The 22478-nt window shown below is 61.5% G+C and carries 22 protein-coding genes; 8 read left to right on the top strand and 14 right to left on the bottom strand.

The window, feature by feature from the left end:
• Positions 1–73: 73 nt before the first annotated feature.
• Together pncB and gcvA are read right to left on the bottom strand one after the other, a co-directional pair.
• Complete coding sequence (gene pncB, locus ACSQ3L_RS03740) at positions 74–1378, bottom strand: nicotinate phosphoribosyltransferase (RefSeq protein ID WP_436158712.1); 1305 nt, start codon at positions 1376–1378, stop codon at positions 74–76.
• A 128-nt stretch (positions 1379–1506) separates the two neighbouring features.
• Complete coding sequence (gene gcvA / locus ACSQ3L_RS03745) at positions 1507–2481, bottom strand: transcriptional regulator GcvA (protein ID WP_436158713.1); 975 nt, start codon at positions 2479–2481, stop codon at positions 1507–1509.
• 264 nt (positions 2482–2745) lie between these two features.
• Here gcvA and speB point away from each other — a divergent pair, with 264 nt between their 5' ends.
• The 4 genes from speB to ACSQ3L_RS03765 all read left to right on the top strand — a co-directional run bounded on the left by speB (position 2746) and on the right by ACSQ3L_RS03765 (position 6020).
• Entirely contained in the window at positions 2746–3807 is a 1062-nt protein-coding gene (gene speB / locus ACSQ3L_RS03750) for an agmatinase (RefSeq protein WP_436158714.1), read from the top strand.
• A 99-nt stretch (positions 3808–3906) separates the two neighbouring features.
• Positions 3907–4713 (top strand): transporter substrate-binding domain-containing protein, encoded by an 807-nt coding sequence (locus ACSQ3L_RS03755; RefSeq protein WP_436158715.1) that lies wholly within the window; start codon positions 3907–3909, stop codon positions 4711–4713.
• 6 nt (positions 4714–4719) lie between these two features.
• Positions 4720–5376, top strand: coding sequence for an amino acid ABC transporter permease (locus ACSQ3L_RS03760; protein ID WP_436158716.1), 657 nt, complete (start codon positions 4720–4722; stop codon positions 5374–5376).
• Complete coding sequence (locus ACSQ3L_RS03765; RefSeq protein WP_436158717.1) at positions 5373–6020, top strand: amino acid ABC transporter permease; 648 nt, start codon at positions 5373–5375, stop codon at positions 6018–6020. Before ACSQ3L_RS03760 ends, ACSQ3L_RS03765 begins: the two co-directional genes overlap by 4 nt.
• Before the next feature lie 214 nt (positions 6021–6234).
• Here the strand turns inward: ACSQ3L_RS03765 and ACSQ3L_RS03770 are convergent, their stop codons facing one another.
• Genes ACSQ3L_RS03770 through ACSQ3L_RS03785 form a run of 4 tightly spaced genes read right to left on the bottom strand, consistent with a single transcriptional unit; the run spans position 6235 to position 8803 of the window.
• Positions 6235–6858, bottom strand: a complete 624-nt coding sequence (locus ACSQ3L_RS03770; protein WP_436158718.1) for a YdeI/OmpD-associated family protein — start codon at positions 6856–6858, stop codon at positions 6235–6237.
• 26 nt (positions 6859–6884) lie between these two features.
• Positions 6885–7295 (bottom strand): VOC family protein, encoded by a 411-nt coding sequence (locus tag ACSQ3L_RS03775; RefSeq protein WP_436158719.1) that lies wholly within the window; start codon positions 7293–7295, stop codon positions 6885–6887.
• A 39-nt stretch (positions 7296–7334) separates the two neighbouring features.
• On the bottom strand, positions 7335–8192 hold the full coding sequence (locus ACSQ3L_RS03780; RefSeq protein WP_436158720.1) for an EamA family transporter: 858 nt from the start codon (positions 8190–8192) through the stop codon (positions 7335–7337).
• Positions 8189–8803: a nitroreductase family protein gene (locus ACSQ3L_RS03785; protein ID WP_436158721.1), complete on the bottom strand. Its 615-nt coding sequence runs from the start codon at positions 8801–8803 to the stop codon at positions 8189–8191. The genes ACSQ3L_RS03780 and ACSQ3L_RS03785 overlap by 4 nt, the downstream gene beginning before the upstream one ends.
• Positions 8804–8907: 104 nt before the next feature.
• Here ACSQ3L_RS03785 and ACSQ3L_RS03790 point away from each other — a divergent pair, with 104 nt between their 5' ends.
• Positions 8908–9816, top strand: a complete 909-nt coding sequence (locus ACSQ3L_RS03790) for a LysR family transcriptional regulator (protein ID WP_436158722.1) — start codon at positions 8908–8910, stop codon at positions 9814–9816.
• A 253-nt stretch (positions 9817–10069) separates the two neighbouring features.
• Positions 10070–11137 carry a cyclic nucleotide-gated potassium channel gene (locus ACSQ3L_RS03795; RefSeq protein WP_436158723.1) on the top strand — a complete coding sequence of 356 codons (1068 nt, stop codon included), beginning with the start codon at positions 10070–10072 and terminating at the stop codon, positions 11135–11137.
• A gap of 179 nt (positions 11138–11316) precedes the next feature.
• Here the strand turns inward: ACSQ3L_RS03795 and ACSQ3L_RS03800 are convergent, their stop codons facing one another.
• On the bottom strand, positions 11317–12720 hold the full coding sequence (locus tag ACSQ3L_RS03800) for an MATE family efflux transporter (RefSeq protein WP_436158724.1): 1404 nt from the start codon (positions 12718–12720) through the stop codon (positions 11317–11319).
• Between the two features lie 215 nt (positions 12721–12935).
• Between ACSQ3L_RS03800 and ACSQ3L_RS03805 the strand changes: the two genes are divergently transcribed.
• Both ACSQ3L_RS03805 and ACSQ3L_RS03810 read left to right on the top strand, forming a co-directional pair.
• Positions 12936–14255, top strand: coding sequence for an AAA family ATPase (locus tag ACSQ3L_RS03805; RefSeq protein WP_436158725.1), 1320 nt, complete (start codon positions 12936–12938; stop codon positions 14253–14255).
• Entirely contained in the window at positions 14252–14818 is a 567-nt protein-coding gene (locus tag ACSQ3L_RS03810; RefSeq protein WP_436158726.1) for an RloB domain-containing protein, read from the top strand. Before ACSQ3L_RS03805 ends, ACSQ3L_RS03810 begins: the two co-directional genes overlap by 4 nt.
• Positions 14819–14898: 80 nt before the next feature.
• Here the strand turns inward: ACSQ3L_RS03810 and ACSQ3L_RS03815 are convergent, their stop codons facing one another.
• The 7 genes from ACSQ3L_RS03815 to ACSQ3L_RS03845 all read right to left on the bottom strand — a co-directional run bounded on the left by ACSQ3L_RS03815 (position 14899) and on the right by ACSQ3L_RS03845 (position 22367).
• Complete coding sequence (locus ACSQ3L_RS03815; RefSeq protein ID WP_436158727.1) at positions 14899–16485, bottom strand: FGGY-family carbohydrate kinase; 1587 nt, start codon at positions 16483–16485, stop codon at positions 14899–14901.
• A complete protein-coding gene (locus tag ACSQ3L_RS03820; RefSeq protein ID WP_436158728.1) occupies positions 16482–17165 on the bottom strand; it encodes an HAD family hydrolase in 684 nt (227 codons plus the stop codon). Before ACSQ3L_RS03820 ends, ACSQ3L_RS03815 begins: the two co-directional genes overlap by 4 nt.
• A gap of 15 nt (positions 17166–17180) precedes the next feature.
• A complete protein-coding gene (locus ACSQ3L_RS03825; protein WP_436158729.1) occupies positions 17181–18659 on the bottom strand; it encodes a mannitol dehydrogenase family protein in 1479 nt (492 codons plus the stop codon).
• Positions 18660–18836: 177 nt separating this feature from the next.
• Positions 18837–19607, bottom strand: a complete 771-nt coding sequence (locus ACSQ3L_RS03830) for an L-iditol 2-dehydrogenase (protein WP_436158730.1) — start codon at positions 19605–19607, stop codon at positions 18837–18839.
• A 2-nt stretch (positions 19608–19609) separates the two neighbouring features.
• Positions 19610–20608 (bottom strand): ABC transporter ATP-binding protein, encoded by a 999-nt coding sequence (locus ACSQ3L_RS03835; protein ID WP_436158731.1) that lies wholly within the window; start codon positions 20606–20608, stop codon positions 19610–19612.
• Between the two features lie 50 nt (positions 20609–20658).
• Positions 20659–21483, bottom strand: coding sequence for a carbohydrate ABC transporter permease (locus ACSQ3L_RS03840; protein WP_436158732.1), 825 nt, complete (start codon positions 21481–21483; stop codon positions 20659–20661).
• A gap of 11 nt (positions 21484–21494) precedes the next feature.
• Positions 21495–22367: a carbohydrate ABC transporter permease gene (locus tag ACSQ3L_RS03845; RefSeq protein ID WP_352658794.1), complete on the bottom strand. Its 873-nt coding sequence runs from the start codon at positions 22365–22367 to the stop codon at positions 21495–21497.
• Between the last annotated feature and the right edge of the window lie 111 nt (positions 22368–22478).

A 22478-nucleotide genomic window follows, 5' to 3' on the forward strand; every position in this document is an offset into this window, starting at 1 on the left:
TTGAGGGGGAGATGTCCGGCAGGACAGAGGGGGGCGCCGTAGAACGCGAACTATCCAGGAGCCCCGCCACCCCTCACACCTTGACCAATTGCTCCACGCGGTCCTTCTCGCCAAAAATCCTGATATAACGCTCGATCTCTTCCTCATCCCCCGTCGCCTTGGCCGGGTTGTCGGAAAGCTTCACCGCTGGCCTGCCATTGGCCTCGGTGACCTTGCAGACCAGTGATATGGCGTCGAGGCTGTTGGTTTCGGTCGGCGCGCAGCCCTCGAAATCATTGGTGAGGTTGGTGCCCCAGCCGAACGACATGCGCACCTTGCCTTTGAAGTGGCGGTAGGTCTCCTCGATCGTCTCGACCTCGAGCCCATCGGAGAAGATCAGCAGCTTCTGCTTGGGATCCTTGCCCTTGTCGCGCCACCAGGACAGGATTTTCTCGCCGCCTTCGATCGGCGGCGCGCTGTCGGGGCGAAAGCCCGTCCAGTCGGCCACCCAGTCCGGCGCGTCGCGCAGGAAGGAAGCGGTGCCGAAGGCGTCGGGCAGCACGATCAGCAGATTGCCGCCATAGTAGCGCTGCCAGTCCTGCAGCACCTTGTAGGGCGACTGCTTCAGCTCTTTTTCCGAATTGGCGAGGGCGGCGAACACCATCGGCAGTTCATGCGCGTTGGTGCCGAGCGCTTCGAGGTCGTTGTCCATGGCGAGAAGCACATTGGAGGTGCCGGTGAAAGCTTCGCCGATGCCTTCCTTCAACGCTTCGACGCACCAGCGCTGCCACAGGAAGGAATGGCGCCGGCGCGTGCCGAAGTCCGAGATGCGGATGCCGGGCAGCGCCTTCAGCCTCTCGGTCTTGGCCCACATCTTGGCCTTGGCGCGGGCATAGAGCACATCGAGCGCGAAGGGGCCGAACGCCCGCATGGCCGCGCGAGATCGGAGTTCATTGATGATGGCGAGCGCCGGGATTTCCCACAGCGTGGTGTACATCCACGGCCCGCTGAAGGTCAGTTCATACTGGCCGTCGCGCTTCGACAGCTCGTATTCGGGCAGCCGGAAGCCTTCCAGCCAGGCGAGGAATTCCGGTTCGAAGATCTGCTTGCGACCGTAGAAATTGTTACCGCCGAGCCAGATCATCTCCTTCTTGGAGAAGCGCAGCGTGCGGGCATGGTCGAGCTGCTCGCGCAGTTCGCCTTCGTCGATCTCGTCGGCCAGCCGCACCGAGGTTGTGCGGTTGATCAGCGAGAAAGTCGTGTCGACCTTGGGATACATGCCCCAGATCATCTGCAGCATCAAAAGCTTGTAGAAATCCGTATCGAGCAGGCTGCGCACGATCGGATCGAGCTTCCAAGTGTGGTTGTAGACCCGCCGCGCAATATCGGTCTTTGCCATGTTTCAACACTGCCTTCGCTGCCTGCCATCCACAACCGCGACAGGCCTCATAGCATCGAATTGGCCAAAACGCTGCCCGGTTTCAGGCTGGCCCGACAAAAAGAAAGCCCTGCAAGCCCAGGCTGGCATCAGGTGTCGGTCTTGGCGCCGATGACCCTGAGCGCTGGACGTTTGCGGCGGCTGACGATGCGGCCCGCCACCGGGGCGTCGGCGCGGCTGTCGGCCTGTTCCTTCTCGGCAAACAGCCAGTCGATGAACACCTGCACGATCGGCGTCGTTCTCATCTCGTTGCGGCACACGACATAGAAATCGTCGACCGCCGGCACCGACAGGCTGAACGGCGCCACCAGCATGCCCCTGGCCAGCAGCGCGCTGGCCGTCACCGAGTCGCCCAACGCCACGCCATGGCCATGCACCGCCGCCTCGGTCGCCATGCGCGCATCGCCGAGATGATGGCGGCGGCCCCGCTCCAGGTCCAGCGCATCGGCGGCGGCCAGCCAGGTGTGCCATTCGCGGCCGTCGTCGCCATGCAGGAAAACATGGTCGGCAAGGTCCCTGACGCTGCGGATCGGGCGGTTGTTGATCAGTGTCGGGCTGACCACTGGAAACAGTTCGAGGCCCGACCATTTGCGCATCCAGCAATCGGTCCAGCTGCCATTGCCATAATGCACGCAGACGTCGACATTCGGCGCCCGCAAATCCTTTGGATCGTTGGAGGGGATGAGCGTCAGCCTGATGTCGGGATATTGCGCGGTGAAGCTGCCCAGCCGCGGCGTCATCCACAACAGCAGCAGCGCCGGCACGCAGGATACCGACAGTGCGCCACTGCTCGCCGGTCTTGTCAGCCGCTGGGTGGCGGCGGCGATGCCGTCAAAAGCCGTCGACACCGCTGGCAAGAGTTCCGCGCCATGCGGCGTCAGTTTGATCCGCTGGCCGGCCCGCTCGAACAGCTTGACGCCAAGCGACTGCTCGAGCGCTTTGATCTGGTGGCTGATGGCGCCATGGGTGACATTCAGCTCGCTGGCTGCCTTGGTCAGCGAGCCATGCCGGGCCGTTGCCTCGAAGGCGCGCAGCGGATTGAGGGGCGGCAGGCGCTTGGTCATGAGCATCCATCGAAGCACGATCCCGAAAAGTGGAGGCCGGTTTTCGGATGAGATCGTGCTCAGAGTTAAGTGTGAGATTTTCTCACAGAAAACATCCTAACAATATCAATTGATTTTTCAATGCCGGTGCCGGACACTTTGTCCCGGGAACAGCATCAAGACGTCAGGTCAACAGGCGACCGCCGTAACCGCGGCGGGGTTCGAAACGATCGAGCCAAGCATCGCCGAAGACCGGACTGCTCCAGTCAAGCAGGGAGAACCGGCATGGGATACGATCGCGGCAAGCTCGACGCGTTGCGTCGCAAATATGGCGAAAGCCATGGCGGCGAAATGTTCGACCCGAAATTCCGCAAGGTCGCCGACAAGATATTTTCCAAGAGCGGCACGCGGCTGGCGCCCTATTCCGGCATCCCGACCTTCCTTGCCGCGCCCTATCGCGAAATATCGGCCGACAATCCAGATTTCGGCGATCTGCAGGTGGCGATGATTGGCGTGCCAATGGATCTCGGCGTCACCAACCGGCCAGGCTCGCGCTTCGGGCCAAGGGCACTGCGCGCCATCGAGCGCATCGGCCCCTACAATCACGTGCTGGAATGCGCGCCGACGCATGAACTTCGGGTCGCCGACATCGGCGATACGCCGTTCCGCAGCCGCTACCGGCTGGAAATCAGCCATGAGGATATCGAGCGCCGCACCAACCAGATCGTCGATGCAGGCGTCATTCCGCTTTCGATCGGCGGCGACCATTCGATCAGCCATCCGATCCTGAAGGCCGTCGGCAAGAAGGCGCCGGTCGGCTTGATCCACATCGACGCCCACTGCGACACCAGCGGCCTGTTCGACATGACCAAATTCCACCATGGCGGGCCGTTCCGCAACGCCGTGCTCGACGGCGTGCTCGACCCGACGCGCACCATCCAGATCGGCATTCGCGGCTCGGCCGAATATCTGTGGGAATTCACCTACGAGTCCGGCATGACCGTGGTCCATGCCGAGGAGGTGACGGGTCTCGGCATTCCGGCCATCATCGAGAAGGCGCGCAAGGTTGTCGGCGACGGCCCGACCTACGTCTCCTTCGACATCGACAGCGTCGATCCGGCCTTCGCGCCCGGCACCGGCACGCCGGAAGTCGGCGGTCTGACGACGCGCGAAGTGCTCGAGCTGCTGCGCGGCCTGAAGGGCCTCAACATCGTCGGCGGCGACGTCGTCGAAGTGGCGCCGCAATACGACGCGACCACCAACACGGCGCATGCAGCCGCACAGGTGCTGTTCGAGATACTGAGCCTGATGGTGTTCAGCCCGGCGATAACAGGCAAGGGAGCCTGACCTCACCGAAATCCAAACGAATCCAAGTAGGAAGGCGGCCGCCGCGCTGGAGCCGGCGGCCGACCCAAACAAACAAAGCGTCCAGACAGGGGAATGACAATGACGATCCGCAAGACATTCACATCCATCGCCGCCGTGCTGACGCTTGGCACGGCCGGTTTCGGCCTCTCAAGTCAGGCCGCCAACGCCGATGCGCTGGCAGACATCACCAAGGCCGGCGCCATCAATGTCGGCGTCTTCGCCGATTTTCCGCCCTTCTCCTCGGCCAGCGCCGACATGAGCCTCAAGGGCTATGACATGGACGTCGCGCAATACATTGCCGACACGCTCAAGGTGAAGCTCAATCCCGTCGCCGTCACCGGCCAGAACCGCATCCCGTATCTGAACGACAAGCGCGTCGACCTCCTGATGAGCGTCGGCTATTCGAAGGAACGCGAGCAGGTCATCGATTTCGCGGTTGCCTACGCGCCCTACTACATCGCCGTGATCGGTCCGGCAGCACTTGCGGTCAAGGGCAAGGAAGACCTCGCCGACAAGTCGATCGCCGTCAACCGCGGCACGCTGGAAGACACCTCGCTCACCGAGGCAGCACCAGCGTCGGCCGACATCAAGCGCTTCGACAACTACAATTCGGTGATCCAGGCCTTCATCTCCGGCCAGACGCAGCTGATGGTCGTCGGCAACGATGTCGGCGCGCAGGTGCTGGCCAAGCAGGACGCGCTGAAGCCGGAGCAGAAGTTCCAGCTTCTGACCTCGCCTTCGCATATCGGCCTCAACAAGAATGAAGACAGCCTGAAAAAGGCGGTCAACGACGCCGTCGCCAAGATGCTGGCCGACGGCAAGCTGGACGAAAGCTCCAAAACCTGGCTGAAGACGCCGCTCAATACCGACAATCTCAAGGATTGAGTTTCCGTGGCCTTTGCCTGGCTCCCAGGTGCCTTGGGCGACATCGCCCACGGCGCGGCCACGACGATCCTGTTGATCGCCGTGACCACGCTGGCGGGAACGCTGCTCAGCATCCTGGGGGCGGCGGGACGGCGAAACGGCCCGGTGCTGCTCAAGCGGGCAATCGCCTGTTATGTCGAGGTGATGCGCAACACACCGTTCCTGGTGCAGCTGTTCTTCATCTTCTTCGGGCTGCCCAGCCTCGGCATCCGGCTCGACCCGATCCTGGCCGCCATGCTGGCGATGACGCTCAATATGGCGGCCTACACCATCGAGATCGTCGGCGCCGGGCTTGACGCCGTGCCCGGCGGGCAAACGGAAGCAGCGCTCGCGCTTGGCCTGCGGCCTCGCTTGGTGTTCATCAAGATCGTCCTGCCGCAGGCGCTCAAGGTTATCTACCCCGCGCTCACCAGCCAGATCGTCATCATGATGCTGGAATCGGCCGTGGTGTCGCAGATCGCGGTGCGCGAGCTGACCTACGAGGCAGACATGCTGCAGGCGCGCACCTTCCGCTCCTTCGAGACGTATTTCGTCGTGACGCTGGTGTATCTCCTGATGTCGATGGCCCTGCGACGGCTTCTTGTCATAGGCGGACGCCGCGCGCTCGGAGCTGGCGTGTCATGATCGAATTCACCTTCTGGGACATTGTGCGCAACCTGCTGCTCGCCGCCCGCTGGACGGTGCTCCTGTCGCTGGCCGCCTTCATCGGCGGCGGCATCGTCGGCCTGATCGTGCTGTTCTTCAGGATCGCCAAGAACAAGTGGAGCCGGCGCATCGCCTCCGGCTACATCGCCTTGTTCCAGGGCACGCCGCTCTTGATGCAGCTGTTCCTGATGTTCTTCGGCCTGCCGATGCTCGGCCTGCGCATCGAACCGTGGACCGCGGCGGTGCTCGGTCTCACCTTCTTCGCCAGCGCCTATCTCGCCGAAATCTGGCGCTCCGGCGTCGCGGCGCTGCCACTTGGCCAATGGGACGCCGGCGCCAGCCTTGGCCTGCATTATCTGCAGGAGCTCCGACTGATCATCCTGCCGCAGGCGTTTTCGATCACCCGTGCGCCCACCGTCGGCTTCCTGGTGCAGCTGATCAAGTCAACGGCGCTGACCTCGATCATCGGCTTCGAAGAACTGGTGCGGACCTCCAACGCCATCAACAACGCCACCTTCGAACCGTTCAAGGTCTACGGGCTGGTGGCTCTGATCTTTTTCGTCATGTGCTTTCCGCTGACGCAATACGCGCGGAGGCTGGAGAAGCGGATGCCGGCGCGCTAAGGTGCGAGCTTGTTGCACGAGCATCGACGGCGACTGCAAACTGGTCCCTACGACTAGCGCTCGAATGCTTCCTTTGGGTCGCTGCTAGACATTGGCGAATGGCAGATCCTGACCACGTGAACTTCCTGAGGCTCTGACCGACAGCGGCTTTGCGCCGCATCGCCTTATCGCGCGCACGTGGCAATCAACTCCTTTGATGCCAACTCACGCAGCATCATCCAGATTTGGCATATTTCCAGAAGCGCCCTTTGCCTTCGACTATCCACGACAGCGACTCCTCGATCCGCTTGACGCGCGTTGCATCTGTCTTAGCTTCGCCGACCCAGACATTATATTCCTTGCGAAACGAAGCCGACTTGCTGTCGAAAATCGCTTTGATCTCGGGCCTGGCAGCGAGCGCGGCAGCAAAAGCGGCAGGTATTTCCACCTCCCTGGGGCCTTCAGCCTTTCGCGGCGGGAGTTTCACGCCACGGTCATTGAGCGACATCGCTTCCTTTATCCAGGCAATCAGCTCGGCGTCGGCGGGCAGGTCGGCGAGGCTCGTAAGGTTGCCCATGAAGCGCTTCGCGGCGGCCAGTTCTGCATTCCGCCTGAGCCGCGCATCGGCCATCAGCGAGTCTTTCCAGAAGCTGAAAGAGCTGTGTTTCTTGTAGGCCGCGAAGTTGCACATCATTTCGCCCCTGTAGTCAAAATGGGGGATTCCCCATTTGACCTCCTCCACGACTTCCGGGCAGGTCGTGTGGATAAGGCCGCGCAGGTGCGCAAGGATTGGCTTGGCGAACTCCTCAGCCTGTCCTGCGTAGGCATCGACCTTGGGATTGTGGTTTAGTGCTGCCATCCGATGGTTCCCTTCGACAAATGTGTTTATACGGCGCCAGACGCGCCCGACATGTCCATCCACATTGCTTCCCAGACATGACCATCGGGATCGGCCAAGTTGCGGTTGTACATGAAGCCAAGGTCCTGTTTGGGGTTGATGTCCGCTATCCCGCCATTGGCAGATGCAGCCGTGTTCATCGCGTCTACCGCATCGCGGCTGTCACACGACAGCGCCAGCATGACTTCGCTCGACGTCGCTAGCGCAATGGGTCGGTTCGTGAACGTCTGCCATTTTGCATGGGTCAGGAGCATCACATTGATGCTCTCCGAGACAACCATGCAGGCGGCCGTGTCATCACTGAACTGCGGGTTGTTCGTGAAACCGATGGCTTCATAGAACGCCCTCGACTTCGCCAGGTCAGCAACCGGCAGGTTCACAAAAATCATTCTGGACATTGCTCGTCTCCTTCTTAGGTGCGGTATGCGCGTCACGTTTTAAGCCGAACTGCGGGTCGTGCGCTGCCCCAGCCAGATGCTGCAGATGACAAAACCGAAGCCGACGATTTGTGGCAAGGACAGCGTTTGGTCGAGGAACACCCATCCAAGCAATACGGCCGTTACCGGGCTGAGGAAAAGCAGGAATGACACCACCGACGACTCCAGTCTCGCTACGCCCCGGAACCAAAGGACGTAAGTTAAGGCCGCACCAATCAGTCCGAGCCATGCCAACCCAAGCAGATTGGTCCCGGTCGGGAGTGGGATAGGCGGTTCAAAAGCCAGCGCCACCGGGACAAGGAGGAGACCGCCGGCAGTCAGCTGCCATGCTGTCAGCGTGAGAGGTGATACGGGCGGTTGCCATTTTCGGCTCAACACCGTCCCGAAGGCCATTGAGGCCGCTCCCGCCAGACCAGCCAAAACGCCGACCCCATCCAGAGCTGCATTAGGGGTCAGCACCAACAGCGCAACACCTCCAATCCCTACGAGAGCGGCAAGGATCGAGGAGGCGCGAACCGGGCTGCCGAGAAAGATGGAAGCGAGGAAAACCACTATCAACGGCTGAAGCGACAGCACCGTCGCGGCTACTCCACCCGGAAGCCGATAGGCCGCGACGAACAGCATGCTCAGGAAGATCGAGATGTTAAGCGCCCCTAGCGCGAAGCCGCGCAACCACCAGATGCCCGTTGGCAGTTGCCGCACGACCGCCAGCAACAGCAGGCCGGCAGGTAAGGCGCGCAGCATGGCCACCGTCATCGGGGAAAAGCCCGGCAGGAAGTGGGTGGTGACGATATAGGTGCTGCCCCAAATCGCCGGCGAAATTGCCGTCAGCAGCAGATCGGAAGCACTCGTTTTCATGACAGTTCCAGAACCTCGGCAAGCGGGCGGCGGGGCTTTTGCGGCCAATTTCCGGGCAAGGCGCGGCCGATCGCAACGAGCATCACAGGCACCTCATCCGAGCCGAGGCCAAACTCCCGCGAAACGCCGTCGCTATCGAAACCACCCATTGGACCGGAGACAAGGCCCAGTGCTTCGGCTGCAAAAATCAGAGTCGCGGCGCCAAGGGCGGCCGAGCGCACGGCTTCATCGCGGGCTGTCTGTGGATCGTCATATTGTGTGCGGGCACCTTGAAGCCAATCCGAGGCCATGCCTGGCGGCATGAAGCCGGCTTCGACAAAAGGATGAAGCCTTGCTGCGAGGGAAGCGTGGTCAGGCAGCACGCCACATATGATGAAGGTCACCGCCGCAGCCTCCACCTTCGCTTGCTCATGGGCGAGACGACGCAATCGTGCCTTTGCTTCCGGCGTTCGCACCGCGATGAAGCGCCAGTTCTGAAGGTTGTAGGCGCTCGGCGCGCGCGTTGCCAAACCAACCAGCTCCGCGATCTCAGCGTCCGTCATGGCGTGCGAAGCGTCGAAAAGATTGGCTGAAACGCGCTGTTCGATAAGTGCAATCGAGGGATTGAGCATCATTCCATTCCAGATGGTGTGTCGACCACTGAAATAGTCAGTTTACCAGTAGAGGATAATATGCGATCTTTGAAAGAGATTATGCACCAAGGCAGAATAATATCATGGATCGCCTCACCGCCTTGCGGGTGTTTCGACAGGTGGCGGAAGTGAATAGTTTTGCCGAAGCCGGGCGACGGCTTGGTCTCTCTGCTTCCGCGGTCACCAAAAATGTCGCCGAACTTGAAGCCAATCTCGGGACGCGGCTCATCAACCGCACGACCCGGCGTATGGCCCTGACCGAAGAAGGCAGGATCTATCTCCAACATGTCACGCAAGGGCTCGATGCCTTGGCAAGGGCCGATCAGGTCCTGTCCCCCACCAGGACGGCGCCGACTGGCACGTTGCGGGTCACCGCACCCATGACAGTCACCTTGACGCGGCTTTCAATCGAAATTCCAGCGTTTCTGACACGCTACCCCGATTTGAAACTCGATCTGCATCTCGATGACAGACGCGTCGACATCGTTCGCGAGGGCTTCGATCTTGCCATTCGCGCCAGCGACAATCTTGAGGATTCCAGCCTGGTCGCGCGAAAGCTGGATGTCATGCCGCACGTCCTGTGCGCAGCACCTTCCTATTTCGAGCGGCACGGCCGGCCTGAAGCGCCTTCCGATTTGAAACTGCACAATTGCATCCGGTTCAGTCTCTCTGGCCACCCGGACACATGGGAGTTCCGCAAGGACGGCCGCGTCGAGAAAATCGCCATCGATGGCCGATATTCGGTGTCGTCGAGCCTTGCCGTGCGCGATGCACTGCGGGAAGGCTTCGGCGTCAGCCTGATCCCCTATTCCTATATCGAGGGCGATCTGAAGTCAGGTCGGCTTCAACAGGTGCTTGATGACTGGCAGACGGTCGAAACCACACTGTATGCGGTCTACCCCGCCCGCCAGCACCTTGCCCCCAAAATCCGTGTTTTCCTAGATTTCCTGGTCGAGGAATTTACCCGGGGTATCCACGCGTCTTCCGCGTGAGCCCTCAGCGATCTCTGGTTTGCGAAAACATCGCGACGATCTCAACAACATTTGTGCTGGCCGCGCTATTGCGTTGATCGGCATCCACTTCTCTGCGCCGCCACTCCCGTCGGTTGTAGCCTGTCTGTTCACGTTCGGTCACGAAGCAATCTGAGTTCACCGTTGGTGATGCAGATCGCAGCGACAGCAAGCACCTTTGCGCTTGCCTTGAAGGCATCTATGTTGGCGGGTAGTAGCCGCTCGTGGGCATAGAATGTCGGTACTGCCTTTCTTAAGAATTTACGCGCCGCTCAACGCGGTGCTGGCTGCGCCTGGGCTTCTGGCGGTGGCTGCGCTCACGGCACCGGACATGTCCGGGCGAAGCAGACTGGCTCTGGCTGCAGTGCTCGCGGTCATTTGGGGCGCCTATCTCCTGCAGATGGCCGGGACGCTGCTCAAGCGCCGGGCGGGGAACGTTCGGGACAGGACGCCGGCAATCGCCATCGATGTGCTCGCGGTCATGGTTCCACTCGCCGCATTTCTGCTCGTCGGCACGCCCGACTGGAGCCTTTACTGTGCTGTCTGGCTGCTGAAACCGCTGCGCGACTCGACTTTCTTCCCGGTGCTGGGCAGGGTGCTGGCCAACGAAGCGCGCAACCTGATCGGCGTCACCACGCTCTTCGGCGTCGTTCTGTTCGGTGTCGCGCTCGCGGCCTATGTCATCGAGCGCGACATTCAACCGGAAAAGTTCGGCAGCATCCCCCAGGCAATGTGGTGGGCGGTGGTCACGCTGTCCACCACCGGCTATGGCGATGCCATTCCGCAAAGCTTCGCCGGCCGCATCCTTGCCGGGGTGGTCATGATGTGTGGCATCGGCATCTTCGCGCTCTGGGCCGGCATTCTTGCCACAGGCTTCTATCAAGAAATCCGTCGCGGGGAATTCGTCCGTAATTGGCAATTGGTCGCGGCCGTGCCGTTGTTTCAGAAGCTCGGCCCGGCCGTGCTGGTCGAGATCGTGCGCGCGTTAAGACCTCGCACGGTGCCGGCGGGCGCCGTGATCTGCCGCAATGGCGAGCCCGGTGATCGGATGTTCTTCGTCGTGGAGGGGCGCGTCAGCGTCGCGACGCCGAACCCGGTGGAGCTTGGCCCTGGCGCCTTCTTCGGCGAGATGGCGCTGATCAGCGGCGAACCGCGTTCGGCGACCGTCAGCGCCGCAACGGCGGTCTCACTCCTGTCGCTGCACGCGGCGGATTTCCAGATGCTATGCAGCAGCAGCCCGGAGATCGCGGAAATCATCCGCAAGACCGCGCTCGAGCGGCGCGGCGCGGCACCGATGGCTTAACCGTACCAGCTGTGCAGTCCCGCAGCGACGCTGCCATCCCGCGCAGCGGGTTCGTTCAGCGGCCCATATGAGACGTTCATTGCCTCGGGGCTAAGCGTCGGCTCATCGCGCTAAGGGACGTTTCGCGGCCGATATGAAGGTCGCCGTCTTAATGAGCACTTGGAACAGCCGCTTTGCCTTCAACCCCCGAACACCAGCGGCGGCGCCAATCGGTCCCGCCGCAGCCAGCGCGCCAGCAGCAGTGCAGCCACCACGGCCAGTCCCGACGACAGGCCGATCCAGATGCCGACACCGTGGAAGCCGAAATGGAAGGCGAGCAGCACGCCGAGCGGCAGGCCAACGCCCCAATAGCCGATCGCGGCGTAGATCATCGGCACCTTGGTGTCGTGCAGGCCGCGCAGCATGCCGGCGGCAACCGCCTGGGCGCCGTCGAACACCTGGAACAGCGCCGCGAAGGCCAGGAACGACACGGCAAGCGCGATCACCCTGGCATTGGCCGGATTGCTCAGATCGATGAAGGCGCTGATCAGCAGATGCGGCCACAGGATCATCACCAGCCCCATCAGCGCCATGAACGAGACGCCGATGACGAAGGCGGTCCAGCCGGCGCGCGAAACGCCTTCCGGATTGCCGGCGCCGTGCGCGAGCCCGACGCGCACCGTCGCCGCCTGGTTGAGGCCGAGCGGCACCATGAAGCTGATCGAGGCGATCTGGATGGCGATCGCGTGCGCGGCCAGCGAATCCGCGTCGATCAGGCCCATCAGCAGCGCCGCCGCATTGAAGATCGTCACCTCGAAGGCGAGGATGCCGGCAATCGGCAAGCCGAGCCGCAACAGGCCCTTGAAGCGTGGCCAGTCCGATCGCCAGAACCGTCCGAACAGACGGTAGCGCCGGAACTTCTTCTCCAGCATCACCACGACAGCCAGGCCGATGAACATCAGCGTGCTGGACAGCGAGGTGGCAAGGCCCGAGCCGGCAATGCCCATCGACGGGATGCCGAGATTGCCGAACATGAACACCCAGTTGAAGAAGGCATTGCAGGCGACGGCGACGAAGACGATGACCAGCGCCCAGCCCGGCCGCTCCAGCGCCGAGATGAACGAGCGCAGCACGATGTAGCCGTAGAAGGGCAGCACCGCCCATTCGAGCCAGCGCAGATAGATGCCGGCCTGGTGCGCCAGCACCGGGTCCTGGCCCATGGCCAGCAGAATGCCTTCACCGTGCCAAAGCACGAGCCAGATCGGGATCGAGATCAGGATCGCCAGCCACAGGCCCTGGCGCACGGTGCGGCGCAGGTCGCGCACCGAATAGCGGCGGCGGCCAAGCTCGGTGGCGATCATCGGCGAGGTCGCCAGCATCAGGCCGAGCCCGAAGATCAGCGGCATGAAATAAAGGTTGGCGCCAAGTGCGCCGCTGGCCAGCGTATCCGGCCCCAGACGGCCCATCATCATGACGTCGGTGGCAGTCATCGCGGTCTGGCCGAGATTGGTCAGCACCATCGGCCAGGCGAGCGCCAGCGTCGCCCTGATTTCCCGACGCCAAAGATTTTCCGGCGCGCGAGCGCCGGCTTCGATCGCAGACATTTTCCTGCTCTTTCCAGTTGCGGCGCGTCGGCAAAGAGCCGGAATCCGCATGTCAAACGGCAAAACCTTCGGTTTCGCGGCGTTTGCGCCAGCTTTTGTACGAAACGCGACATGAAGGCAAGGGAGGACCGGCGGGAACGGATTGAGCCAGAGGCAGGAAGCTTCCATTACTGACGGCCAAACCTACGTTCGCTGCCAAATCGGTGCCCCTTGACATGGGAACCGTTGTAGTAAGCCAAATTGCTATCTCTGCGGGCATATTCAACATTTTTTTGTTGAAATCAGGCTTTGAACCTCTTATTTGGTACTGTATGCTTTATCGTCTCGAAATCGAAAACTTCTATTCTGTGCGGGACCTACAGGTGCTCGATCTCCGGATACCGAAGAACGTGCCTGACTACCCAGAGCGGTTCGCTCCAATTTTTCCAGGAGCGGATGAGAGAGCACCCAAAGTAGTGGCGCTTTTCGGGGCTAATGGTTCAGGCAAATCAACCGTGCTGAAAGCCCTGGCGTTCATTCCCTGGTTTTTGCGAGAGAGCTTTCAAAACAAAGGCACTCTTCCCTGCGAGCGTTTTAACGATGAGGAATCTGCCAATAAGCCAATTCGGCTAGCGATCGAGGCCGGCGGACTGATGGATTTGTCGTTTGCCGCGCAAAATGCGGCTACGCACGATGATAGCGCCTATGGAACGTATCGCTATGAGCTTGAGTTGTTGCCGAAGAATGGTGAAATTCGGACCGTTACACGAGAGGTACTTCGCCAGAAGCGGAGAGGGCAAGGAAAGTGGTTGAAGGTATTCGAACGCGAGGGTGATAAACCTATCCAGGGATCACGGACATTTGCTCTTTCAGGTTTCGGCCAAGTGATCGACAAAGTAAGAGCTGATGCAAGCGTTGTTGCCACACTCGCGCTCTTTGAACACGAGCCTTCGAAGGTGCTTTTGCAGGCGGCAGAGACCGTTTTCAGGAATATTTTGACTGATCGTATCGATTTTACAGATCTGGGAACAATCCAGTTCCTTGCTCAGAACCCGCCTGCAGTTGACGCTCTCAATCGTGAGCTTCAACGCATTGATGTCGGCGTCGAGCAGATGCAGATAGTGCAAACAGCGACTGGCCCTACCGCCTTGTTCAAGCATGAAGGCTTGCATGTGAATATGCCATGGCAGTTGGAGAGCCAAGGCACTCGCTCCTTCATAAAGATTTTTCCGCTCTTGCTGCTTGCGTTACAGAAAGGTGGGATTGCTATCGTCGATGAACTTGATCTTTCAATCCATCCATTGATCTTGCCCGAGATTGTGCGCTGGTTCTATGACAAGGAGAGGAACCCAAGCATAGCTCAGCTATGGACGTCATGCCATTCGGTTTCCCTGCTTGATGACCTGACTAAGGAAGAGATCGTTTTTTGCGAAAAGGACCGCTTGGGGATATCGCGAATCTACAGCCTGATGGACGTTCAGGCCGTCAGGAGGAGCGACAATCTCTACAAGAAGTACCTCAGCGGCACATACGGCGCGGTTCCACAAATCGGATGAGGCGGCGTGGAATAATCATACCGCCTCGCACTCCGATTTTTCTCGGCTGTGAAGGGGAATCCGAACAAGCGTACGGTCAATTCTTGAACAACGCCGTTAGAGAGTCAGGCCTGCCATTTCATATAGAGGTAGTGAATCTCAATCCTGGTGCGGGCGATCCGCTTGCACGCATCAAGCGCGCTGATCAGGAAGTAGCGCGCCGCAGTACGCGCAGAGCCGAATTTAGATTCAAGACGGTTTTGATGGATGCGGATCAAATCGAAAATGATCCTCAGAGACGCCAACAGGTCGAGGCTTTAGCCGCTGCTTACAACATCTCCATTGTATGGCAGCGCCCCTGCCATGAAGCGTTTCTGTTGCGACATTTCGAAGGATACCATAACCACCGCCCAGCAACTCCGCCCCTTGCAAGAGCTGCGTTGCTGGAAGTGTGGCCCGAATACAAAAAGCCTATGACCAGTCTGCAGGTGTCCCGGAAAATATCGATCGCCGGAGTTCGCCGGGTCGCAAATAGTGACGCGGCGTTAGAAACGTTTCTTCGTCAAGTCCGCCTTGTCGTATGACCGTCGCCATTCAGGTGGCCGACAGCGTCAACAATCTAGTATCTCTACGAACATCGCGACCGCAAGGCTACCGCGTTCCGCTACCTTATCGCGTCCAGCATCTGTCGCTGGCGGTGCATCTCGAGGAAGATCCTGTAATCGCGGTCGAAACGCTCTGATGATTTCGGGTTCGACGCGCGCGTCCTGCCGCCTTGCTGCATGGCAAGACAGGCCGCATTGAGGTCGGGAAACAGCCCGGCCGCGGTTGCCGCGATCATGCCGGTGCCGAGCAGCACCGCCTCGTCGGCCAGCGGCTCGATCACCGTGCAGCCGGTGGCGTCGGCGTAGAGCTCCATCAACAGCGGGTTCTTGGTGTGGCCGCCGGTGACGTGCAGCGTATCGATCAAATAGCCGTTCTCGTTCAGCGCCTCCAGCACGTGGCGCACGCCGAGCGCGATGCCGACGGCGGTGCGCCAGTAGAGCTTGCACAGGCTGTCGAAGGAGGAATCCAGCGTCAGCCCGCTGACGACGCCGACGGCATGCGGATCGGCGAGCGGCGACCGATTGCCGTGGAAGTCCGGCAGCACATGCAGCCTCGCGGCAAGGTTCTCACCCTCCGTGGCGCGCAGTTCGGCGACACGCCTGGCGATTTTTGCATGCATGGCGGCATCTGGCTCGCCGCCGGCGCCGTGCCAGCGGATGATGTGGTCGAGCAGGGCGCCGGTTGCCGACTGGCCGCCTTCCGACAGCCACAGCTTGGGCAGCGCCGCGCCGTAGTAGGGACCCCAGACGCCGGCGAAAGGCTGCGGATCGGGTGACATCGCCATGACGCAGCTCGACGTGCCGGCGATCAGCGCCAGATGCCGGCCGATGTTCGGTTCGTCGCCGGCAAAGCCGCCGAGAACGCCGAGCGCGCCGGCATAGGCATCGATGACGCCGGCGCCGACCCGGCAATTCTCGCTCAGGCCAAGCTCTGCCGCCGCTTGCGCGGTCAGCCGACCAATATCGGTGCCGACCGGACTGGCCCTCTCGGGCAGGTTTCCGTGCTCGAAAAGATCGCCGAGGCCGACGAGCTCGAAGAAATCGCGCCGCCAGCCGGTCTCTTCATGCGCCAGATAGGTCCATTTGGCGGTCAGCGTGCATTGCGAGCGGGCCAGCGAGCCCGTCGCTTGCCATGCGAGGAAATCCGCCAGGTCGAATAGAGTGCCGGCCTGCGCCCACGTCTCCGGCAAATTGCGCTTCAGCCACATCAGCTTTGGCGTTGCCATTTCCGGCGACATGACGCCGCCGATATAGTCGAGCACGGCGTGGCCGCTTGCTGTGCATTCGTCGGCTTCGGCAATAGCGCGGTGGTCGAGCCAGACGATGGTGTCCCAGCGCCGGTCGCCAGTGGTCGAGACGCTGAGCTGGCCGCCTTGCCGGTCGCGCACGACCAGCGAACAGGTGGCGTCGAAGGAGATGCCGACGACAGCCTCGGCGGCAACGTCCGCTTTTTCGCGCGCGGCGCGCACGGCGGTGCAGACAGAAGACCAGATATCGCGCGAATCATGTTCGGCGTGATCGGGCCTCGGCTGGTTCATGGCGATCGGCCGCTCGGCGCGGCCGAGCAAGGTGCCACTGGTGTCGAGAATGCCCGCGCGAGCGCTCCCGGTGCCGACATCGACCGCGCAAACGAACTGTTTCGTCAAGATGCTCTGTCTCTCGCTCCCAGGCCTGCAATCAGATCGGGCAATTGCAGCATGTCAGCGAATATAAAGTCCGGTTCACTCGACGCAAGCCGCGCTTTCAATGTCGGATTATCAGCATGCGAGCCGCCGGTGAAAGCAAGCACGCGCATGCCCGCTGCCCGCGCAGCGGCGATGCCGGCCGGACTGTCCTCGACGACGAGGCATTTGCGCGGATGAGCTCGCATGGTGGCGGCGGCATGCAGGAACAGGTCGGGCGCCGGCTTTCCCCTGGCCACCATGGCGGCGCTGAACAGATGCGGCTCCATCAGCCCGAGCAATCCTGTGACGTCGAGCGCGTAACGGATGCGGTCGAGCGTGCCCGAGGAGGCGACGCAGAACGGCAGCCCAAGCTTGGGCAGTATCTCCTTGACGCCAGCTATTGGCTTCAGCTCTTCGCGGAATTTGCGCATCAATTCGACGCGCATCTCGGTCAGGTGCAGGTCAGTGATATCAAGCCCGAAGTCTCGGCCGAGGATCTCGCGCACGCTTTTCATGCTCTTGCCGAGGAAATGCTCGTAGGCGGCATTCTCACTGACGCTGCCGCCGGCAAGCTTGATCATGCCGAGCAGCGCCGAGACGGAGAGCGCCTCGCTGTCGACCAGCACGCCATCGCAGTCGAAGATGACCAGTTCAGGCGTCATGGCGTCGAATGGCTCTCAGAGCTTACCGGCGAGGTAGCGCGTCAGCGTTGCGCGCGCGCCATTCGCCCACAGCACGTTGAGCGCATGGGCGAACGCCTCGACAAACGCCGTCGCACGGCCGACATCGCCATAGATATCCTCCATGGCGAGCCAGGCGGCCGGCGCGTCCTTTGCGGCCTTTGCCGTCGCCTGCAGCCGGTCCCAGCTCGGGTCGTTGGGCTCGATGACGGCGCCGCTGTCCGTCGTGCCGAAGCAATAGCGGCACCACAATGCCGATTCCAGCGCCAGGCCGGCGACGCCTTTTCCGGCCTTCAGCCTGTCGGCGATGGTCGGGATGATGAATTTCGGCTGACGGTTGGAGCCGTCAAGGCAGAGCCTGCGCACCGTGTCGCCGATCTTGGGGTTGGAAAAGCGGCTCTCGATGAGCTGGTAATAGTCTTCCAGAACCGTGTCCGGCACCGGCGGCACGGTCGGAATGATTTCTTCCCGTTCGAGTTTTGCAAGGAAGCCGGCTACCAGCGGCTCCTGCATCGCCTCATGGACGAAATGGATGTCCATCAGGCCTGCCGGATAGGCGATGGTGGCGTGGCCGCCATTCAGGATGCGGATCTTCATCAATTCATAGGGCGCAACATCCCTGACGAACTGCACGCCGACCTTTTCCAGCGGCGGACGGCCGTCGGTAAAATGGTCTTCCAGCACCCATTGCCGGAACGGCTCGCAGAACACCGGCCAGTTGTCCTCGAGGCCAAAGTCCTTGGCGAGGATGCCGCGTTCGCGGTCGGTGGTGGCCGGTGTGATGCGATCGACCATGCCGTTCGGAAAGGCGACATGCTCGCTGACCCAGTTCGCCAGATCTTCGTCGATCAGACGGGCCAGGCCAATGACGCCGTCGGAGGTGACATGGCCATTGTGGGGAATGTTGTCACACGACATCACGGTGAACGGCACGGTGCCCTCGTCGCGACGCCGCACCAGCCCGGCGAGGATGATGCCGAACACCGTCTTCGGCGTGGCGCCTGGTTGGGCATCGGCGACGATGTCGGGGTGGGTCGGGTTGAAGACGCCGGAGGCCGGATCGATGAAGTAGCCGCCTTCGGTGATGGTCAGCGACACAATCTTGATTGCCGGGTCGGCGAGCCGTTCGATGATGCCGGCTGCATCGCCGGGCATCAGGAAGTCGATCATGGCGCCGGTGACGCGGGCGCTCATATGGCCGCTATCCTGCTCGACCACCGTGGTCAACCAGTCCTGCTCTTCCAGCTTGGCGCGGCCGATCTTCTCGCCCTCGAACACTCCGGCGCCGACCAGCGCCCAATCATGGCCGATGCCCGAATTGAACAAATCGTCGAGATAGACGGCCTGGTGCGAGCGATGGAAATTGCCGACGCCGAAATGCAAGATGCCGGCCTTGAGCTTGGCGCGGTCATATTTCGGACCGGAGACCTTTGGGGGCAGTTTCGCGAGATTGGAGGAAGAAAGTTTCACAGTCATTTTCTTACCCTTTTTGGCCAGGCTACGGCCTTCGTCATTCCCCCTCTCCCCGTCCTTCACGGAGAGAGGGTAAGGGTGAGGGACGGCGCATACCTTGCAAGGTCGGTGCCACCCCTCATCTGCCTGTCGGCCCCTGCTCCTCGCGGAGGTACGAGGAGCAGAGGCCGTCCCCCGCCCTCAACTCATCCACTGGCCGCCATCGACATTGTAGGTCTGGGCGACAATGTATTCGGCGTCGCTGCTGGCGAGAAACACCGCCATCCCGGTGAGATCCTGCGCCGTGCCCATACGGCCGTACGGCACCGCTTCGCCGACCAGTTTCTTCTTCTCGCCCTTCGGCCGGTTTTCATATTTGGCGAACAGGGCATCGACGTGGTCCCAGTGCTCGCCGTCGACGACGCCCGGCGCAATCGCGTTGACATTGATACGGTGCTTGATCAGGTCGAGCCCCGCCGATTGGGTCAACGAGATGACGGCGGCCTTGGTGGCGCAATAGACGCCGACCAGTGCTTCGCCGCGCCGCCCGGCCTGGCTCGCCATGTTGATGATCCTGCCGCCCTTGCCGCGTGCGATCATCGAGCGGGCGGCGGCCTGCAGCATGAACAGCGTGCCGGCGACATTGACGGAAAACAATTTGTCGTAGCTTGCCTTGGTGATCTCGACGATCGGTGCCAGATCGAACAGAGCGGCGTTGTTGATCAGGATATCGAGGCCACCGGTCTTCGTTTCGACGGCTTTCACCGCCGCCTCGATGGAGGCGAGGTCGGTGACGTCGAGCTTGACCGCATAGGCCTTGCCGCCAATCTCGGCGGCGGTCTTCTGCGCCGCCTCGAGATTGATGTCGGCGATGGCAACGGTGGCGCCTTCGCCGGCATAGGCTTCGGCGAAGGCTCTGCCGATGCCGCGGGCCGACCCCGTGATCAGCGCGGATTTGCCGGCCAGTCGCATGTTCAGATTGCCTTTCCGTCGGCGCCGAAGCGATGCAGCTTGGCCTTGTCGGGCGTCAGATAGATGGTGTCGCCATGATGCACGGCGAGTTCGCCGTCGGCACGCACCGTCAGCGGACCGACGCCATCGGCCTGGACGTGCAGGAAGGTGTCTGAGCCGAGATGTTCGGCAACGCCGACGGTAGCCTTCCATTCGCCCGCCGTGGTCGAGATCTCCAGGTGCTCGGGACGGATGCCGATGGTCTTGGCGCCGTTTTTGGCAGCCGGCGCGCCTTCGATCAGGTTCATCTTCGGCGAGCCGATGAAGCCGGCGACGAACAGGTTCTTCGGCGTCTTGTAGAGCTCCATCGGCGAGCCGACCTGCTCGATGTTGCCGGCGTTCAGCACGACGATCTTGTCGGCCATGGTCATGGCTTCGACCTGGTCGTGGGTGACGTAGATCATGGTCGTCTTGAGCTGGTGATGCAGTTCGCTGATCTCCAGCCGCATGGTGCCGCGCAGGGCCGCATCGAGGTTGGACAGCGGCTCGTCGAACAGGAAGGCGGTCGGCTGACGCACGATGGCGCGGCCGATGGCGACGCGCTGGCGCTGGCCGCCGGAAAGCTGGCCGGGCCGGCGTTCGAGATAGTTGGTCAGGTTGAGCACGCGCGCGGCGTCTCCCACCTTCTTGTCGATGGTCGCCTTGTCCTCGCCGGCCATCTTCAGCGGGAAGCCGATGTTCTTGGCCACCGTCATGTGCGGATAGAGTGCGTAGGACTGGAACACCATGGCGAGCTTACGCTTGGCCGGGGCCTCGCCGGTGACGTCGCGGCCGTCGATGTTGATGGAGCCGCCGCTGGTGTCCTCCAGCCCGGCGATCAGGCGCAGCAGCGTTGACTTGCCACAACCCGACGGGCCGACGAAGACGACGAACTCGCCATTTTCGATCACCAGGTCGAGGCCGGGGATGATGGACGTCGACCCGAAGGACTTGGAGACGTTCTTGAGCGTGATGTTTCCCATGGTTTCCTCCCCGAGGGGTTATTTCTGCCGATTGCTTCGGGCAAATTCCGTTACTTCACCGCACCAAATGTCAGGCCGCGCACGAGCTGCTTCTGGCTGAACCAGCCCATGATCAGGATCGGCGCGATGGCCAGCGTCGAGGCGGCCGAAAGCTTGGCCCAGAACAGGCCTTGCGGGCTGGAGAATGAGCTGATGAAGGCGGTCAAGGGGGCTGCCTCCGTGGTCGTCAGCCGGATCGTCCAGAACGCCTCGTTCCAGGCCAGGATGATGTTGAGCAGCATAGTCGAGGCGATGCCCGGCACCGCCATCGGCGTCAGCACATAGACGATCTCGTTCCACAGCGAGGCGCCGTCCATGCGCGCCGCTTCCAGGATCTCGCCAGGGATTTCGCGGAAGTAGGTGTAGAGCATCCACACCACGATCGGCAGGTTGATCAGCATCAGCATGACCATCAGGCCGACGCGGCTGTCGAGCAGTCCTGTGTCGCGGAAGATCAGGTAGATCGGGAACAGCACGGCGACCGCCGGCATCATCTTGGTGGACAGCATCCACATCAGGATGTCCTTGGTCCGCTTGGTCGGCGAGAAAGCCATCGACCATGCCGCCGGTATGGCGACCAGCAGGGCAAGGATGGTCGAGCCGACCGAGAGCAGCACCGAGTTGAAGAAGAACTTGAAGTAGCCGCTCTGCGCCTGAACCTCGGAATAGCTCTCGAAGGTTCCCGACGGGATGATGCTGAAACCCTGAATGGCTTCCTGCTCCGACTTGAACGAGGTGATGATCGTGTAGAGGATCGGGAAGAAGATCAGCAGGGCGACGATCCAGGCGGCAACTGTCGCGATTGTCTTGTGCTGGGTGGTGACTGCACGTGCCATCGTAGCCTCCCTTACTTGTCCAGGTTCTTGCCGACGGCGCGCATGGCGAAGAAGGCAACGATGTTGGCGAGAATGACGGCGATCACACCGCCGGCGGATGCCTGGCCGATTTTGAACTCCAGCAAGGCCTTCTGGTAGACGAGGAAAGGCAGGTTGGTGGAGGCGTATCCCGGGCCGCCATTGGTGGTGACGAGGATCTCGGCATAGACCGACAACAGGAAGATCGTCTGGATCAGGATGACGACGGTGATGGCGCGGGACATGTGCGGAAGCGTCAGGTAGATGAAGCGGCTGATGAAGCCGGCGCCGTCCATCTCCGCGGCTTCCTTCTGCTCGCCGTCGAGCGACTGCAGCGCGGTCAACAGGATCAGCGTTGCGAAAGGCAGCCATTGCCAGGCGACGATGATGATGATCGCCGTCATCGGATGCTGCCCGAACCAGTCGATCGGCTGCGCTCCGAAGAACCGCGCTATGTCGGCGAACACCCCGTATTGCGGGTGCATGATCATGTTCTTCCAGACCAACGCGGCCACCGGCGGCATGACGAAGAACGGCGAAATGACGAGAATGCGGACTATGCCCTGGCCCCACATCGGCTGGTCGATCAGAAGCGCTAGCAGGATGCCGCCGATCACCGTGATCAGAAGCACACTGACCACCAAGGTGAGCGTGTTGAGGATCGACTGCAGGAAGGCCGGGTTGGAATAGAACAGCGCGTAGTTCGAGAAGCCGACGAAGCCGTCGCGGATCGGATTGAGCGGGTTGTACTGCTGGAAGGAGAACCAGATGGTGATGACCAGCGGCACGATCATCCAGACGAACAGCAGCACCACGGAAGGCGCCATCATGAAACGGGCAAGCGAACGGGTCTGCTGAGTAGCCATGACGGTCACCCTTCAATGGTCAGACTGAATTTTCAAAAGGCGTCAAAAGCGGCCGCCCGAACTGGGAACTCGGGCGGCCGGTGCCGGTCAAAGAGGCGACCGGCAGTCGGC

Origin of the sequence: Mesorhizobium sp. LjRoot246, assembly GCF_964254115.1 — a bacterium.
Lineage (GTDB): Bacteria > Pseudomonadota > Alphaproteobacteria > Rhizobiales > Rhizobiaceae > Mesorhizobium.

What these genes read in the sequence shown, in the direction of transcription:
- ACSQ3L_RS03790 (WP_436158722.1), top strand. Translation starts at nt 8,908, where the DNA reads ATGGATCGCCTCACCGCCTTGCGGGTGTTTCGACAGGTGGCGGAAGTG.
- ACSQ3L_RS03810 (WP_436158726.1), top strand. Translation starts at nt 14,252, where the DNA reads ATGAGGCGGCGTGGAATAATCATACCGCCTCGCACTCCGATTTTTCTC.
- pncB (WP_436158712.1), bottom strand. Translation starts at nt 1,378, where the DNA reads ATGGCAAAGACCGATATTGCGCGGCGGGTCTACAACCACACTTGGAAG.
- ACSQ3L_RS03820 (WP_436158728.1), bottom strand. Translation starts at nt 17,165, where the DNA reads ATGACGCCTGAACTGGTCATCTTCGACTGCGATGGCGTGCTGGTCGAC.
- ACSQ3L_RS03840 (WP_436158732.1), bottom strand. Translation starts at nt 21,483, where the DNA reads ATGGCACGTGCAGTCACCACCCAGCACAAGACAATCGCGACAGTTGCC.
- ACSQ3L_RS03755 (WP_436158715.1), top strand. Translation starts at nt 3,907, where the DNA reads ATGACGATCCGCAAGACATTCACATCCATCGCCGCCGTGCTGACGCTT.
- ACSQ3L_RS03775 (WP_436158719.1), bottom strand. Translation starts at nt 7,295, where the DNA reads ATGTCCAGAATGATTTTTGTGAACCTGCCGGTTGCTGACCTGGCGAAG.
- ACSQ3L_RS03830 (WP_436158730.1), bottom strand. Translation starts at nt 19,607, where the DNA reads ATGCGACTGGCCGGCAAATCCGCGCTGATCACGGGGTCGGCCCGCGGC.
- ACSQ3L_RS03825 (WP_436158729.1), bottom strand. Translation starts at nt 18,659, where the DNA reads ATGACTGTGAAACTTTCTTCCTCCAATCTCGCGAAACTGCCCCCAAAG.
- ACSQ3L_RS03770 (WP_436158718.1), bottom strand. Translation starts at nt 6,858, where the DNA reads ATGGCAGCACTAAACCACAATCCCAAGGTCGATGCCTACGCAGGACAG.
- ACSQ3L_RS03845 (WP_352658794.1), bottom strand. Translation starts at nt 22,367, where the DNA reads ATGGCTACTCAGCAGACCCGTTCGCTTGCCCGTTTCATGATGGCGCCT.
- ACSQ3L_RS03780 (WP_436158720.1), bottom strand. Translation starts at nt 8,192, where the DNA reads ATGAAAACGAGTGCTTCCGATCTGCTGCTGACGGCAATTTCGCCGGCG.
- ACSQ3L_RS03800 (WP_436158724.1), bottom strand. Translation starts at nt 12,720, where the DNA reads ATGTCTGCGATCGAAGCCGGCGCTCGCGCGCCGGAAAATCTTTGGCGT.
- gcvA (WP_436158713.1), bottom strand. Translation starts at nt 2,481, where the DNA reads ATGACCAAGCGCCTGCCGCCCCTCAATCCGCTGCGCGCCTTCGAGGCA.
- ACSQ3L_RS03805 (WP_436158725.1), top strand. Translation starts at nt 12,936, where the DNA reads ATGGGAACCGTTGTAGTAAGCCAAATTGCTATCTCTGCGGGCATATTC.
- speB (WP_436158714.1), top strand. Translation starts at nt 2,746, where the DNA reads ATGGGATACGATCGCGGCAAGCTCGACGCGTTGCGTCGCAAATATGGC.
- ACSQ3L_RS03785 (WP_436158721.1), bottom strand. Translation starts at nt 8,803, where the DNA reads ATGCTCAATCCCTCGATTGCACTTATCGAACAGCGCGTTTCAGCCAAT.
- ACSQ3L_RS03765 (WP_436158717.1), top strand. Translation starts at nt 5,373, where the DNA reads ATGATCGAATTCACCTTCTGGGACATTGTGCGCAACCTGCTGCTCGCC.
- ACSQ3L_RS03835 (WP_436158731.1), bottom strand. Translation starts at nt 20,608, where the DNA reads ATGGGAAACATCACGCTCAAGAACGTCTCCAAGTCCTTCGGGTCGACG.
- ACSQ3L_RS03795 (WP_436158723.1), top strand. Translation starts at nt 10,070, where the DNA reads ATGTCGGTACTGCCTTTCTTAAGAATTTACGCGCCGCTCAACGCGGTG.